This is a genomic window from Bacteroides sp. UBA939 (assembly GCF_002293435.1).
In the GTDB taxonomy this organism is placed as follows: domain Bacteria; phylum Bacteroidota; class Bacteroidia; order Bacteroidales; family Bacteroidaceae; genus Bacteroides.
This window is the reverse complement of sequence record NZ_DBDF01000093.1, coordinates 1-15,664: the sequence shown is the minus strand read 5'-3', so window position 1 is coordinate 15,664 and position 15,664 is coordinate 1. Positions and strand designations below refer to the sequence as shown.

Genomic DNA, 15,664 nt, shown 5'->3' with positions numbered 1-15,664 from the left:
CAAAAATAACTCTCAAAACACTATACATTAGTGTTAATAATGAAAGATGTTTTGAGTGAAACTAATGCTGAGCAAAATTTAAACAGGCTCTAATCTTACCGTACAAACATCTTTCTTTAACCAACCGGTATAAAATACGAATGATTTTGCGTAAGTTTGTAGCCCGTAGAACATTATTAAATCTCTGAACAATGAAAAGTTACATCAATTTAATTTTCTTATTCCTGTTTATTTGCATTTCATGCGGCAGCCGCAACATTTCCGGCGAGCAACCGGTAGCCTCTGAATCAGACACTTTGAAAAGATTCACGTTACCATCCATCCCCACCGTGCTGAACACTCCGGAACTACGCTCGGATTTCCTGGTTCGCCACTACTGGGATAACGTAAACTTTGCGGACACCAATTACATCCACCATCCCGAAATCACGGAACAGGCATGGGTGGACTACGTAGACATATTGAAACTTGTGCCCGACTCCACTGCAAGGACTTCCATAAAATCTTTGTTCAAAAGCGCGGAAGCAGAAAAGAAAGTATTTCTTTACTTCACGGAACTTGCCAATAAGTATTTGCGCGACCCCAATTCGCCCATGCGCAACGAGGAATATTACATCCCGGTATTGGACGTCATGCTGGAAACAACCCTGCTGGACGACGTGGAGAAAATCCGTCCGCAAGCCCGTAGAAAGCTCGCCGAACAGAACCGTCAGGGGAAACCGGCAATTGACTTCAGCTACACGTCGGCATCAGGGAAAAGCGGTACGCTCTACAGCCTTAAAGCGGAATATACGTTGCTGTTCTTCAACAATCCGGGCTGCCAGGCTTGTGGAGAAAGTATTGAAGAAATAAAATGGGCCTCCGCCATCAATAAAGAAATGGCAGCCGGAAAACTGAAAATACTGGCCGTTTACCCGGACGAGGAGGTGGATGAATGGAAAAAACACCTGGCAGACTTTCCCCGAGAGTGGATAAACGGGTATGATAAGGGAACAAGGATAAAGGAAAAAAACCTGTATGACCTGAAAGCCATACCTACCTTGTATCTGCTGGATAAGAACAAGACGGTATTGCTCAAAGACGCCACGGTCATGCAGATTGAAGAATACCTGGCTCAATAGAGATTCACGGATTCCCCGTTCATCAGACTTCTTGTAGATTTGGTGAAGTTTCAGCCTGCTATTTTTCATCCGCAGATAACGCAGGTTATCCGGATTAAGTTTTAACCTACATTCTTCATAAGTATCTCGTCATTAATGAGAATTTAGCGAAGCGGAACTTCGCAGTGATTAGTGATAAGTGATAAATGATTAGCAAGAGTATCTCTAATCACTAATCACTGCGAAGTTCCGCTTCGCTAAATTCTCATTTATAATACAAAATAATTATTACGAAGTACTTACACTTTGAATAATGCAGGTTAAATAAATCCGCATAATCTGCGTTATCTGCGGACGAAAAACAGTTCTTTGATACTGTACTTTACTTCCGGCACAGCCTCAACCCCCGATTCATTCGTGCACAAAACTAAAGAAAACAGCATATTTTCTACATAAATAAAGAAAATGTGTACACCTATTTTCACCGGATATTCTCCTATTTCAATAATTTTATGTAAATTTGCATTTGAATAATCAATTAATACTAACACCATGAGTAAACTTAACCACGCACTTCTTGCAGGCATTATCGCTTTGGGCTGCACGTCGTGTTCTAAGAAAGTCGAAGCGAATTTTCAAGTAATCCCTCTCCCCCAAGAGGTTAATCTGAGCCAGGAAACCCCATTCAACCTGAGCGCAAACTCACAGATTGTTTATCCCGAAAGCAATGATCTGCTGAAGCAAAACGCCGAATTCCTTGCGGAATACATCAAGCAGGAAACAGGCTTAACCCCCACAGCCAAGGCTCTTGCCGACGGTGAAGAAGCAGAAAGCGGCAACATTGTATTGGGACTTGAGCCATCTATCGGAAACAAAGAAGGTTACACACTGACCATTACCCCTGAGAATATTTTTATTAAAGGGCAGACAGAAAGCGGCGTTTTTTACGGCATCCAGACTTTGCGTAAATCCCTCCCCATTGTTGACACAATGGTCGGAAGCGTCCTGGTACCCGCCGGAGTTATCAAAGACGAACCGCGTTTTGCCTACCGTGGCATGCATCTTGACGTAGGACGCCATTTCTTCCCCTTAGACTTTATTAAGAAATATATAGATATCCTGGCGTTGCACAACATGAATACATTCCACTGGCACCTGACGGAAGACCAGGGTTGGCGTATCGAAATCAAGAAATACCCGAGGCTGACGGAAGTAGGTTCTATCCGTAACCGCACCGTGATAGGCAGAAACACACAGGAGTACGACAACACCCCTTATGGCGGTTTCTATACGCAAGAGCAAGCTAAGGAAATCGTGAAATACGCCCAAGACCGTTACATCACGGTTATTCCCGAAGTTGACCTTCCGGGACACATGCTTGCCGCGCTGGCTGCTTATCCGGAACTGGGATGTACAGGCGGTCCGTACGAAGTATGTCCGCTCTGGGGTGTTTTCGACGATGTACTTTGTGTCGGTAACGAGAAATCCATGCAATTCCTGGAAGATGTGATGAGCGAAATCGCAGAGATATTCCCATCGAAATACATTCATGTCGGTGGAGACGAAGCTCCCCGTACGCGTTGGAAAGCATGTCCGAAGTGCCAGGCGCTTATCAAGAGAGAAGGCTTGAAAGCCGACAAAGAGCATACTGCCGAAGACCGCATACAAAGCTATTGCATGGCGCGCATCGAAAAATTCCTGAACAACAAAGGACGCCAGATTATCGGTTGGGACGAAATACTGGAAGGCGACGTTGCCCCTAACGCTACGGTTATGTCATGGCGTGGCATGGAAGGCGGTATCAAGGCTGCACAATTGGGACATGATGTCATCATGACACCCACTGATTACTGCTATTTCGATTATTACCAGACTACCGAAACACAGGACGAACCGCTCGGTATAGGTGGTTATGTGCCAATTGAAAAAGTGTATGGCATGGAACCCGCACCGGAAGTACTTACCGACGAGCAAAAGAAGCACATCATAGGTGCGCAGGCAAACCTGTGGACTGAATATATTGCTACCACCGAACACGTAGAGTATATGGTATTACCCCGCATGGCAGCCCTTGCCGAAGTACAGTGGACTCAGCCTGAAAAGAAAGACTACAAAAACTTCATTACGCGTCTGCCGCACATGATGGCCATTTATGACATGAATCAATATAATTATGCCAAACATGTGTTCAACCTGGATGCCGACTTTACGCCGGATACCGAGAAGAAAGCAGTTGTAATAACATTGAGCACCATCGACGATGCACCTATTTATTATACATTGGATGGCAGCGAACCTACCTCTTTTTCCTTGAAATATACCGAACCGATAGTTATCGCTAAAAACGCCGACTTCCGCGCTGTCGCCATTCGCCCGAACGGTAAAAGCAAGGAAACAGCCAAGGCGTTTTCTTTCAACAAGGCCACTTACTGCCCCATAGAATTGGCGTTCCAACCGTCTAACAGATATAAATTCAAAGGTGCCATTACATTAGTGGACGGCATAAAGGGAAATGAAAGTTATGCCACCGGCGCCTGGTTAGGTTTCGTAAGCAATGATGTAGAGGCTACCATTGACATGGGGCAAGCAACTGAAATTAAGCAAGTGGCCACAGAAGCCGCAGTAGACCTGGGCGCCTGGATTATGGGAAGTGCAGGTATAGTAGTTGCCGTATCCGACGACAACAAGGAGTTCCGCGAAGTAGCCGTTAAGGACTTTCCGGCAGAAACCAATATTGGCAAGAAAGGGATAGATAATTACGAAGTAACCTTTGACCCGGTGAAAGCCCGTTATGTGAAGGTTATCATCAAGCGTACTCCTGCCCTGCCGAAAGGTCATGCGGGAGAAGGACGGACACCTTATCTGTTTATTGACGAAATAGCAGTGGAATAAGAAGCTGTCTTGAATTTATTCAGTTTTCTTTTAAGAGTTGTTTTTGAGGATATTTTTCTGTTTTTAAGAGCCTGTTTAAATTTTGCTCAGCATTAGTTTCACTCAAAACATCTTTCATTATTAACACTAATGTATAGTGTTTTGAGAGTTATTTTTGAGGATGTTTTTCTGTTTTTATGAGGAGCATAGCGGGCTATGTGACGAGTGAAAACAGAAAAACAGACCGAAAATAAACTCAAAACAAGCTGAATAAAAAACTTTTTGAGGAAAATTTAAACAGGCTCTAAGAGGAACATAGCGGGCTATGTGACGAGTGAAAACAGGAAAAGAGACCGAAAACAAACTTAAAAGAGACTGATAAAATTAATTAGGAATAAACTCAAAACAGCTTCTTAAGAATCAGAATTGGAAATAGATGAAAGGCTGGATTCCGGAACTCTTCATCTGAATAACCAGATAAATTAAGGCAATCATCAGAGCCGCCTTTCCTGCAAGGGGAAGGCGGATTACTGTTTTACAACAGGCATTCACCCAACGGTCGGGGCAGAAATGCAAGAAAAAGCCTAATGCCATCAACGCAAACACTTCCCAATACCCGGCAATCAGTTGAGGTAACAGTTGCAGACGGAATGTCGTACCTATCTGCTTTATCATATCCAGCGAAGTAGCGAAGTCCGCATTGCGGAAGAATATCCAGCAGAAACAAACAAAGTGGAATGTAATCAGTATGCCGAAAAAGCGGCGGACACCGTGGCTTTGCTCGCCTTTTTTACGTCCGGTCAGCGCCATCCACAGCTTATGCACCGCCAAAGCTACCCCATGAAACAAGCCCCAGACTACAAAATTCCAGGAAGCCCCATGCCATAAGCCACCCAGGAACATGGTGATTATCAGATTAACGTATTGGCGTACCTTTCCCTTACGGTTTCCTCCCAAAGAGATATAAAGATAGTCGCGCAGCCAACTGGAAAGCGAGATGTGCCACCGTCTCCAGAATTCAGTAATGGAAACCGATTTATAAGGCGAGTCAAAATTCTTATTGAAATGAAAGCCCAGCAGCAATGCAATGCCAATTGCCATGTCGCTATAGCCGGAGAAATCACAATAGATTTGCAAAGCATACCCATATACTCCCATCAGGTTTTCAACCCCCGAATAGAGCGTAGGATTATCAAAAATGCGTTCCACAAAGTTGATACTGATATAGTCTGATATGACAGCTTTCTTGAAAAGACCGCTTATAATCAGGAATATTCCCCTGCCGAACATCTCGTGCGATACAAACAGGGGACGGCGGATTTGCGGAATAAAGTCGCGGGCACGGACAATGGGGCCTGCCACCAACTGCGGGAAAAAGGAGACATAAAAGGCATAATCCAACAAATTGGTAAGAGGCACGATTTCTTTACGGTAGACATCAATCGTATAGCTAAGTGACTGGAACGTGAAAAAGGAAATTCCGACAGGAAGGAAAATGTCATAATGATGGAACGTACCGCCAGCCAGCGAAGCAAACACATCGCCCAGGAAGTTAGTATATTTAAAGTAGCAAAGCAAACCGAGATTGGTGATAAGACTTGCCACCACCCATGCTCTGCGATGCCAGCGAACGGAAGTGGCGGCCATAAGACGGGCAATACAGAAATCGACCACCGTGACAAACGCCAACAGAAAAAAGTAAGTACCGCTACTTTTATAATAGAAATAATAGGAGAACAGGGTTACGAAGAGCAAACGGGCAGTCAGGCGGCGCTGCAACAGCAGATATACAAAGACAAATGCCGCAAACAACCACAGAAACACACCGCTACTGAATATCATCGGCGCTTGCGGATCATAAACGAACACGTCGCACAAACGGTCGAAGTCAATATTCCACATAATCATTATACGCTTTTATAAGAGCCTGATAAAATAATTCACCTTGCAATACATATCCTTCGGGAAGATAGTGTATATGATCCGGACGCATCAGTCCCGCCTGCTGCCAATTCAGGCATGCCTGCCGGCTTCCTCCCGCTGCCCCGTACATATCCCACAGGGCAAGTCCGTTATCGTCGGCGAACCGGCGGATAGTCTGAACGGCAATCGCTGTACGGGGATTGACGGAATACGTCCGTTGCCGGCGGCTTTTCCTGAAACTTTCGTAAGAGCCGGGAGGGGTAGTCATCAGCAACAGTGCATCAGGCAGACTGTCACGAAGCATACGCACCAGTTCGTCCATCTGGCGGTAATGCACTATAGCGTTGTAACGGCGGTTGTGGCTCTCGTTTGTTCCGAAAGAGAGAATCACCAGGTCGGGATGCAATGCAGCAATATCCGAAATACGGTCGGGTTTAGTGAAGGTAAAGCAGAAAGCGCCGTTGATGCCCATATCGGTATAAGAAACAGCGCCAAAGGCCTCAGTCAAAAGGCTTCCCGCAGTACGGGGGAAGATGTGCCCGCGGACATGACTATCACCGATGTGCACAATGCGAACAGTGTCGGTACTATAGCCGGCACGCAACAGGCGCAGCCTTTCCCAAAAAGGCTTGAGAATGCCGATACTATCCGTCAACTCATTCAGTCCGGGTTGCTTGAAGGTTGCAGGTAAAACGATTTGTGGAACCGTCACCGTATCCGTTCGTTGGGAATATGTATAGATAGTATCGCTATCTGTAGTCACTCTATCAGCTAAAGGGCAAGAAGGAATAGGGTCTTGGGCATAAAGAGGAAAAGTGCATAACAGAAGGCAGAAGATGATGCAAACACTTTTCAGATGCGGATTACGCAGATTACACGGAACATTTGGACGATGTGGATTATCCGGGAAGGATTGTTTCAGTACTTCACCGCATGAATTGTTGCACACGCCAACGATGTTGTCCATACATTCCGTGTAGTCCGCGTAATCTGCGCCTAAAGAAGATTTCTGTAAACCTCCGGAGATGTTATTCCGCTTCATAAGCCCTCCTCCTGTCGTATTGTTCCTTTCCGTATATCAATGCATCATACAGCAGACCTGCCAGATGCTTGCCTCCACGGAAGTTGATATGCGTATAATCATAATTTGCCAAAGATGGCTTGGCATGTACCAATTTAGCCATGCTTCCGTCTCCTCCCATAGCCTCAAACATATTCCAGAAAGCGATACCGTTATCAGCAGCCAGTTTTTGCTGGTAACGCACCAGGTTCTTAACGCCCGGCATGGTGCGCATAGTACCGCTTTCTGTTTTATAATTACGGTCGCCGACAGTTACAATCAATATACCTGCTTGCGGAAATGCTTCTTTCAAGTGGTCAATGGTGGTCTTCATGCCTTCAGCATATTTATCATAATCCCGTCCGCGCTCGGTAGCTACGTTCAGTCCATACTGCAAGATGATTAAATCGTAAGGACGCCGGTCATTAAATTCGTGCATCATCCACATAGGAATAGAACGCAACGATAAGCCCGAACTGCCGCGCAGGGAAAAGTTATCCACTATAATCCCCTGCTTGCCATCCATTGCCAAGCCATAGAACAGTGTAGAGTCTGCCTCATCCACTGTCCAACGTACAGAACCGATATGTCCGTCCACTTTCATTTCCTGCAGGTCTTCTATAGGAAAGAAAGTACGGGTTTGTTTTTCACTCCGGTTGACACTGACGGAAAGGGTAACTTCGCTTTGGCTATAAAAAAAGATGGAGGCTTGTTCACAGGTATCCAGGAGAGAGGCGTATTTATCCTGCCCTCGCAGTTCGACATAAGCGCCGGGATTAGGAATAAAATAGTGTCCGGATATACCTTGTTTCCTCCGGTCGAAGTAAGTGGAATCTGTAATGGAATGGCTTTGCCAGCCGCTGAAAAAGTGGCGTACTGTGGGACGGAAGCCGCTGGTCATAGAGGTCATTGTAACAAACCCCACTCCGCAACCGCCGTATTTGCTTTGCAACATATTCCGCAAATCCGCCGTCAGGATATCGGCTTCAATGAAAGAATCACCGAAAACAGCGATGCGTACCAAACGGGGATGTTGGTTCAATTCGTCCAATGCACGGTAGAAAGGAGTCATCCCGCGCAAGGTGGAGTCGCTGTAATCTTCAATACAAGTAGCGCCGGTACGACAGGTATCCACAAAGGCAGGCTTCACCTTCGGCAGCAACGGAAGCAGACTGTCGGGGTCTTCGGGCTGTTCTTCGCGGATTCGCACATCGCCCAATAAATCGACACGCCTCATCACATGCCCATGTATTGTAAAACCCGGCAGGAAATACATCAATAGCAAGCCCGCCAATATAATGAATACCCAGATGCAAGTATATTTCAGATAGTTCTTTTCCATATTGTCCTTAAAGGAGTTGCAAAGATATAGAAAAGACATAAAAAGAAAGGGAAATCATCACGTTTTGTGAGATTTCCCTCGTGCATATCCGGTATGACAGTCTTTAGTATATTTATTCGTTAGGTAATATACCAATCAAGCTGCAAATACCTGTTGTATTATTCATACTGCAGGTTATATGGACTTCTCTATGTTCCAGACAAATGCCCGAAGTCCCAACTGTTCAGTTTGCTTATCCATTTGATGCAATGTATTCAACAATGGTTCCACCCTTTCGTCTTCTACTACCGTAAGAATGGCAGAACACATGCTGGGCCAAGCGTGACTCCCGTAATGAGGTTCGCCTGTTTTGGTACCACGCCCGCGTACCTGTTCCCAGTACGTGAAGCCACGGCAGTTCAAACGATCCAGAGTAGCCATGATATGTTCATGGAACGCCTGGTCAAAAGTGATTAATACGGATTTCATATTCTATTGTTTTTGGGGCGACATTAAGGGATGTGTCCCTTAATGCGCCTGCTGATTAGTTACTTTTTGATTATCTCTTCTTTGTGTGCATCGAAGTATTCCTGCATCTCGCGGCGCTGACGTATCTTCCGGCGCTGACGTCCGATACCTACCGAAGCAAACATACAGTACATGGTCGGCACGTAAATCAATGTCAGAATGGTGGATACCGCCAGACCACCGATTACGGCAATTGCCATCGGACGCCACATTTCGGAACCCTGACCGGTACTTATCGCCATCGGTATCATACCAAGAATGGTGGTCATCGTTGTCATCAATACCGGACGGAGACGGCTTCTACCTGCTATAAGCACTGAATTGATAACCGATTTCCCTCGTTCACGACAGAGATTGGTGTAGTCAAGAAGCACAATACCGTTCTTCACCACAATACCAATCAGCATGATACCACCCAAGAGACTCATTACACTCAGTGTGCTTTGGGTAACAAACAAGGCGATCAATACACCACTCGCCCCGAAGAATACCGAGAAGATCAGGATAAACGGATACGTCAACGATTCAAATTGCGCTGCCATCACGATGAATACCAAAACGAAAATCAGTATGCCCAGCATACCCAAGTCAGCAAATGATTCTTGCTGGTCTTCGAACGCACCGGAAATCTGGATAGTGATACCGGCGGGAACTTCCATCTTGTCTATAATCTCATTACCGGCGGTTACAATCTCACTCAACGGAACAGCACCCGAAATTACAGCGGATACAGTGATTATACGTTCACGGTCCTTACGCTCGATGGTAGGCGGTGCAAAGCGTTCAACAACCGTTCCCAATTCTTTCACGCGGATACCTTCACCTTTATTATTATAGATAAGGATGTTCTCTATAGATTCCAGACTGGTACGGTATTCGGGAGCATAGCGCACCTTGATGTCATACTCATCACCGTCTTCACGGAACTTGGATGCCGTGGCGCCATTGATGCGGTTACGCAGATAGGTTCCTGCAGTCGAAAGGTTTAAGCCATGCATAGCCAGTTTCTCACGGTCGAAGTCTACCTGATACTCCGGCTGGTACTGGCTACGGCTAATGTTTACTTCGCTAACCCCGTTCACCAGCTGCAATGCACGCTTCATACGGGCAGCCACACTGTCGGTTTCTTCCATATTGTAACCGTAGATTTCAAAGTCGGCTGTAGACTGTCCTGACATACCACCGCTATTACCACCCAGGATTACCTGCGCCTTGCTGAACTCCGGATATGCTTTCAAGTCTTCACGCATCAGGTCGCAAATCTCATCCAGCGTACGCTCACGGTCACCGGGGTCGGACAAACTGATATTGAACGATATGATATGCGAACCATTATCGCGCATGGAAGCGAAAGTGTTATCCGAATCGGCCTGACCGACTGTATAGTTGCATATCTCTACTTCGGGATATTCTTTCATCCATTGTGTAGTCAGCTTCTGAGCCAGTTCCTGTGATATCTCTTTACGCGTACCGATGGGTAACTCAAGTTGCACGGAAACATAGGCATTATCCTGTGAGGGGAAGAACTCCGAACCGATGCCTTTTACACAGAGCAAGCTGAGACCGAAAAACACAATACAGCCCACAAGCACCATCCAACGATGGCGGACTGCCCAGTTCAACATGCGGGCATATCCGGTATCCAATGCATCCAACCCTTTTTCTATCGGAGCATAAAATAACCTGAACGCCTTCGTTTGCTTCTTCTGCAAGCGCAACAACCGGGAACAGAGCATCGGAGTAAGAGTCAACGAGCATACTAAGGAGATAGCCATGATAACGCACATCATCCAGCCCAATTGTTTGAAGAGTACTCCCGCCATACCGCTTACCATTGTCAACGGGAAGAATACGGCAATCATGGTCAGCGTAGAGGCGGTTACTGAAATAGCCATCTCATTCGTACCATGTATTGAAGCCTGCTTCGGTTCGGAACCACGCTCGATATGTGTCGTGATATTCTCCAACACCACAATGGCATCGTCCACTACCATACCAATGGCTATGGACAGGGAGGACAGCGAAATGATGTTAATCGTATTACCCGACATGGCCAGGTAGATGAACGAAGCTATCAAGGAAAGCGGAATCGTGATACAGATAATCACCGTAGCACGCCAGCGCCCCAAGAACAGGAATACCACCAGCACAACGAATATCAATGCAAATACCACCGTCTCCGTCAAACTGTCTATTGTATTGAGAATGTTCTCCGAAGTATCGAGAATGATTCCCAGTTTCACGTCGGCAGGAAGGTTTTTTTGTAAGCGGGGAAGCGATTCCAATACTTTCTTGGATATTTCCACCGAATTGGCACCGGACTGTTTCTGAATAATAATCATACCACCCCGGACACCGTTGTTATAAGTTTCCTGTGCACGTTCTTCCACGGTATCCACAACTCGCGCCACATCACGCAGGTAAACATTGGCGCCGTTGTATGTACCTACAACGATATTTTCCATCTGGCGGCTATCGACAAACTCACCTTCTACGCGCAAAGCGTAGGTTTCGTTACCGATATCAAAATTACCGCCGGGCACGTTCCTGTTCTCTGCACCGATGATGGCACTGATTGCTTCGACAGACAAGTTGTATGCTTCCAGCTTGTTCGGGTCGCAATACACCTGGATTTCGCGCTGGGGCGCACCACTGATGGACACCGTACCCACACCGGGAATACGAGCCAAGGGGTTCACTACCGCATCATCCAGAATCTTATAAAGCGCCGCATTGCTCTCTTGCGCCTGGACGGAAAGCAACACGATAGGAATCATATCCGTGCTGAACTTAAAGATGATGGGAGTCTCCACATCATCCGGAAGCTGGGAATTTACCATATCCAGCTTGTCGCGCACATCATTTGTCAGCACGTCAATATCATAGCCGAACTCAAACTCCAGGATGATCAGAGACATATTCTCGGATGACCTGGAAGAAAGGTGCTTCAGGTTGCTGACAGCGTTCAGCGTGTTTTCCAACGGACGGGTCACGTTATTCTCAATATCCGATGCACTGGCGCCCGGATAGGCTGTCATTACCATTATCGTGTTTGTATCAATATCGGGATACAAGTCGATAGGTAATCTGGACAAAGAGAACAGACCAAATATCACCACTGCCACAAAGCAGAGGGAGGTCATAATCGGTTTCTTAACCGAACCTTCGTATAAACTCATGTTATTTAGCGTTTAGGGATGAGTGATAAGTGATGAGTACAGTTACATAATGATGCAAGGACTAATCACTGATCACTAATCGTTAATCATTATTTCTCTACTTCAACTTCAGCCCCATTAATCAGACGCACTTGTCCCGCTATCACTACCTGGGAGTTATTGGGCACACCGGAAATCAATTCGTATTCAGTACCCATACGACGTCCCAGTTCAACCTTATTGTAGGATACCTTACCGTCTTTATAGACATATACGTAACGGTCGCCCGAACCAGCCTGCTTCACAACAGCCAAATCGGGAACAACCACATGCTCCTGAGTACCGAAGTTAAGAGTAGCGCGGGCAAACATACCCGGACGGACTTTCTGGTCAGCATTAGCAAGCTTGACTTCTACGGGGAACGTACGGGTCACGGGGTCAATCGTGGGATAAACCAGACTTACCGTTCCTGTAAACTCCTCGCCGCTATATACATCTACCTTAATTGCTACGGGAGTGCCTTTCTTTACTTGGGCAAAGTAAAGTTCGGAAACGTTAATCATCAGCTTCACCGGAGTGATTTGTTCTACTACCAGCACCGGACTGGCTCCGACGTACATATCGCCGTTATCATAGTTACGGGCTGTTATTATACCGCTGATAGGGCTAAGCAATGCCGTGTTTTCCATCAGGTTCTTATAAGTTGTCGTCTGTATATCCAGAGCCATCTTGGCAGCATCCCACTGGGATTTGGAAATACCGCCTACCTTATATAATTCGTCGGCACGGTTAAACTCTATTTGCTGGTTATCCAGCATGAACTTAGCTTGCTTCAGGCTGGCCTCATCCATCTGCACCAGCTTTTGTCCTTTGGATACACGGTCGCCTACTTCTACAAATATCCGATCGATACGTACCGGAGTGGAAGGGGCTATATTATTTTTAACTTCAGCCTCTACGTTAGCGGTGTATTCCTGTATCTGATCTACAGGACGCGCCGTTACGGAAGCCAGTTTCACTCGCGGTTTTTCTTCTACCTTTACGGTTTCAGTTTTTTCATTCTCTCCACCACCGCATGCGCCCAACATAGCTACAGCGAGCAGGGCAATCAATTGAAAACTTTTCTTCATATCGTTGTGATTATTTGTTTTTTACTTGTTGATTTAATAGTTGCGGCCTAAAACCTGGTCAAGGTCAGCCTTAGATACCAGATAGTCGTAAATAGATTGGTTATAAGTAAGCTCGGCCTGAGTGAGTGACACCTGCGAACTGTTCAGTTCCAGAACCGTACCTCTACCTACTTCATAGCGCTTTCCGGCTATCTCTACCGCCTTTTGGGCTTGCATTACATTCTCTTTGTTACTTACTACTTGTTCGGAACTTGCCGCCATGTTTTTCTGATAACTGGTAACCTGCATATTGAGTTTGCGCTCTGCATCCGTACGGCTTTCCTGTAACTGACGTATCTGAATCCGTGCAGTTTTCAGTTTAGTAAAGTTACTTGCCCTATAAAGGGGAACACTCAGGCTAAACATCAATGAAGAGCTACCTGCCCAGTTATAGTTAAAGATGTTATAGCCACTATTGTAGAGCGACTGATACTGATAATTAAAACTCATTCCGAGTGTCGGCATAAAGTTTGTTTTCAGGGATTTCACATTCTGATTGAGCAACTTCATATTCAGGTCAAGTTGCTTCATCGTAGTGTTGTTTGTCAGGCCTTCGTTTACCTTATCGAGTTGGTTGGCAAACAAGTCCGTTTCATAATTAGAGAGATTGTCATTTATCTTGAGGTCTATATCAGCAGTTACTCCCATCAGAACCTTCAGTTGGAGCTTGGACAAAGTGACGGCATTACCTGCCGAAATCACGCTGGGCTTAATGCTACGCATCTGTACTTCAGCGCTAATCTTGTCGAACTCACTAACGGCGCCTTGCTGGAACATGGCATTGACTACATTGAAGTTGTCTTCCGCCAACTTATAGCTTTTCTGCAAAACATCATAAGAGTCTTGCGCCAGCATCAACTGGTAGTAAGCCTTGGTCACTTGATTTACCAAATCCAGTTTGGAAGCGCGGGACTTTTCGACTGCCAATTCAATGTCCGTCTTCGTTATAGACATTGCTTTGTAAACCGAAGGGGCAAACAGAGGCAGACTGACACTCAATGCCCCGGCTACGGTATTTGAATTATCCCGCCCCATCTTAAAAGACTGTTCTCCAAGACTTATTGTGGCAGCGGTAATTGTATGATCCCACGAACCGCCAATATTCACTTCGGGCAATAGATTTTGCCACATTTCCTTGTCAGCCACTTTCTTCAGGGCTATTTCCTCTTCAGCTACCTTAATTGTAGGATTGTCGCTAAGCGCTATTTCCAGTGCTTTGTTAAGAGTTAAAATTAAGGTGTTTTTTGTTTCTTGTGCCTGTACATGGGCAACAGCCATTATCATGGCAAGGGTAAGAAACATTTTTCTACCTACTAAAAACAGTTGTTTATCCATAAAAATCAATCTATAAAATTAATTAAGACTACTTCGTTTTTGATTCGGGGGCAAAGGTAAACAGTCTATTCATCTCCACACAGTTCTTCCGGATGATATACATTGGAAAAACCGGTAAACTCCGGATTATAATCGATGAATTCCGCAACCAAAATTATCTTTTTTATATTCAATAAGTATTATTATGAGGGCTGATTAATCCTTCACCTGGTGCTCCTTGCGATACGTCTGAATGAATTCATCCAGTTTGCTGGCGCCTTTCTCCGTTGAAATTCCACGAAGATGAGTGAACATGATGGATTCATATACGTCCACAAAAGAATATTCTTTAAAAATATCAGTATTCATAAGCACCGCAAACTGTTCGTGCATCAACATGTTCACAATAGTAAAGTTGATATCATCGCGGAAAAGCCCTTGCTGTACACCTAAATTAAAGAACGCTTTTTTCTCTTCGTAATTCTCGTCATGGCGTTTCACCAACGACTCATATACTTTCGGATATTTCTTCATATCCTCATAGAACTTCTTATTGGTACTGTGATATTTCTCAATCGTCCGCTGGTATATTTTCAACAAAACTTCCAATACATTCGAAGTTGTTTCACACACTTCCTTAACATAAGCTGCTCCTTCGGATTGTGCTTTCTTGAGGCATTCCAACAATAATGTTTCTTTATCAGGAAACACTTCATACAATGTACGTTTGGAAATACCTAATGTAGTAGCAATCTCATCCATTGTAATACTCTTGATTCCATGGGTAGCAAAAGAATCAAGAGCTAATTCTACGATACGTTCCCGTAACTCTAACTTCGAAAGGTGTTCTTTCAAATTATCGTCTATTCTCATTTAATGTCCCTTTAAGTTTGCATATTTCCAAAGCAGGAAGACACCCGCATCCGGAATAAAACCGTGCAAATATAGGAAGAAAACTTGTTTCGTTAATTGAGTTTTCTTCTAAAAGATTATTATATTAGCATTTATTAAAGGTATAGAGGATGCATTGAGAATAAATCTTAAAGTTTACTTAATCTTTACCTAACCTGCATTATTCATAGGTAGCTGTTCATAATTAGTTTATACTATGAATGATAATATAGCGAAACGGAATCTCAATCCGATTGCTGCGCAATACAAGCAATTCTTTAGACGCGGATAACGCGGATGACGCGGATTTTTAAATGCTGCGCTATGTT

At 45.1% G+C, this 15,664-nt stretch carries 10 protein-coding genes; 2 read left to right on the top strand and 8 right to left on the bottom strand.

Annotation, left to right across the window (positions count from 1 at the left end):
- Positions 1-191 precede the first annotated feature (191 nt).
- Entirely contained in the window at positions 192-1,121 is a 930-nt protein-coding gene (locus tag B2Z67_RS06520) for a DUF5106 domain-containing protein (RefSeq protein WP_291529013.1), read from the top strand.
- Positions 1,122-1,652: 531 nt separating this feature from the next.
- Positions 1,653-3,992, top strand: a complete 2,340-nt coding sequence (locus B2Z67_RS06515; protein WP_291529012.1) for a glycoside hydrolase family 20 protein — start codon at positions 1,653-1,655, stop codon at positions 3,990-3,992.
- A gap of 399 nt (positions 3,993-4,391) precedes the next feature.
- Here B2Z67_RS06515 and B2Z67_RS06510 read toward each other — a convergent pair whose 3' ends face one another.
- The 8 genes from B2Z67_RS06510 to B2Z67_RS06475 form a co-directional block, all read right to left on the bottom strand.
- Complete coding sequence (locus B2Z67_RS06510; RefSeq protein WP_291529011.1) at positions 4,392-5,879, bottom strand: MBOAT family O-acyltransferase; 1,488 nt, start codon at positions 5,877-5,879, stop codon at positions 4,392-4,394.
- Positions 5,860-6,936 (bottom strand): SGNH/GDSL hydrolase family protein, encoded by a 1,077-nt coding sequence (locus B2Z67_RS06505; RefSeq protein ID WP_291529010.1) that lies wholly within the window; start codon positions 6,934-6,936, stop codon positions 5,860-5,862. The genes B2Z67_RS06510 and B2Z67_RS06505 overlap by 20 nt, the downstream gene beginning before the upstream one ends.
- A complete protein-coding gene (locus B2Z67_RS06500) occupies positions 6,923-8,296 on the bottom strand; it encodes an SGNH/GDSL hydrolase family protein (RefSeq protein WP_291529009.1) in 1,374 nt (457 codons plus the stop codon). Before B2Z67_RS06500 ends, B2Z67_RS06505 begins: the two co-directional genes overlap by 14 nt.
- A gap of 174 nt (positions 8,297-8,470) precedes the next feature.
- Positions 8,471-8,764: a PG0541 family transporter-associated protein gene (locus B2Z67_RS06495; RefSeq protein ID WP_291529008.1), complete on the bottom strand. Its 294-nt coding sequence runs from the start codon at positions 8,762-8,764 to the stop codon at positions 8,471-8,473.
- A gap of 59 nt (positions 8,765-8,823) precedes the next feature.
- A complete protein-coding gene (locus B2Z67_RS06490) occupies positions 8,824-11,982 on the bottom strand; it encodes an efflux RND transporter permease subunit (protein WP_291529007.1) in 3,159 nt (1,052 codons plus the stop codon).
- 89 nt (positions 11,983-12,071) lie between these two features.
- The gene (locus B2Z67_RS06485; protein WP_291529006.1) at positions 12,072-13,091 is read right to left on the bottom strand and encodes an efflux RND transporter periplasmic adaptor subunit; all 1,020 of its coding nucleotides are present in this window, start codon (positions 13,089-13,091) and stop codon (positions 12,072-12,074) included.
- 33 nt (positions 13,092-13,124) lie between these two features.
- Positions 13,125-14,465, bottom strand: coding sequence for a TolC family protein (locus B2Z67_RS06480; protein ID WP_291529005.1), 1,341 nt, complete (start codon positions 14,463-14,465; stop codon positions 13,125-13,127).
- Between the two features lie 195 nt (positions 14,466-14,660).
- On the bottom strand, positions 14,661-15,311 hold the full coding sequence (locus B2Z67_RS06475; RefSeq protein ID WP_414630788.1) for a TetR/AcrR family transcriptional regulator: 651 nt from the start codon (positions 15,309-15,311) through the stop codon (positions 14,661-14,663).
- Positions 15,312-15,664 lie beyond the last annotated feature (353 nt).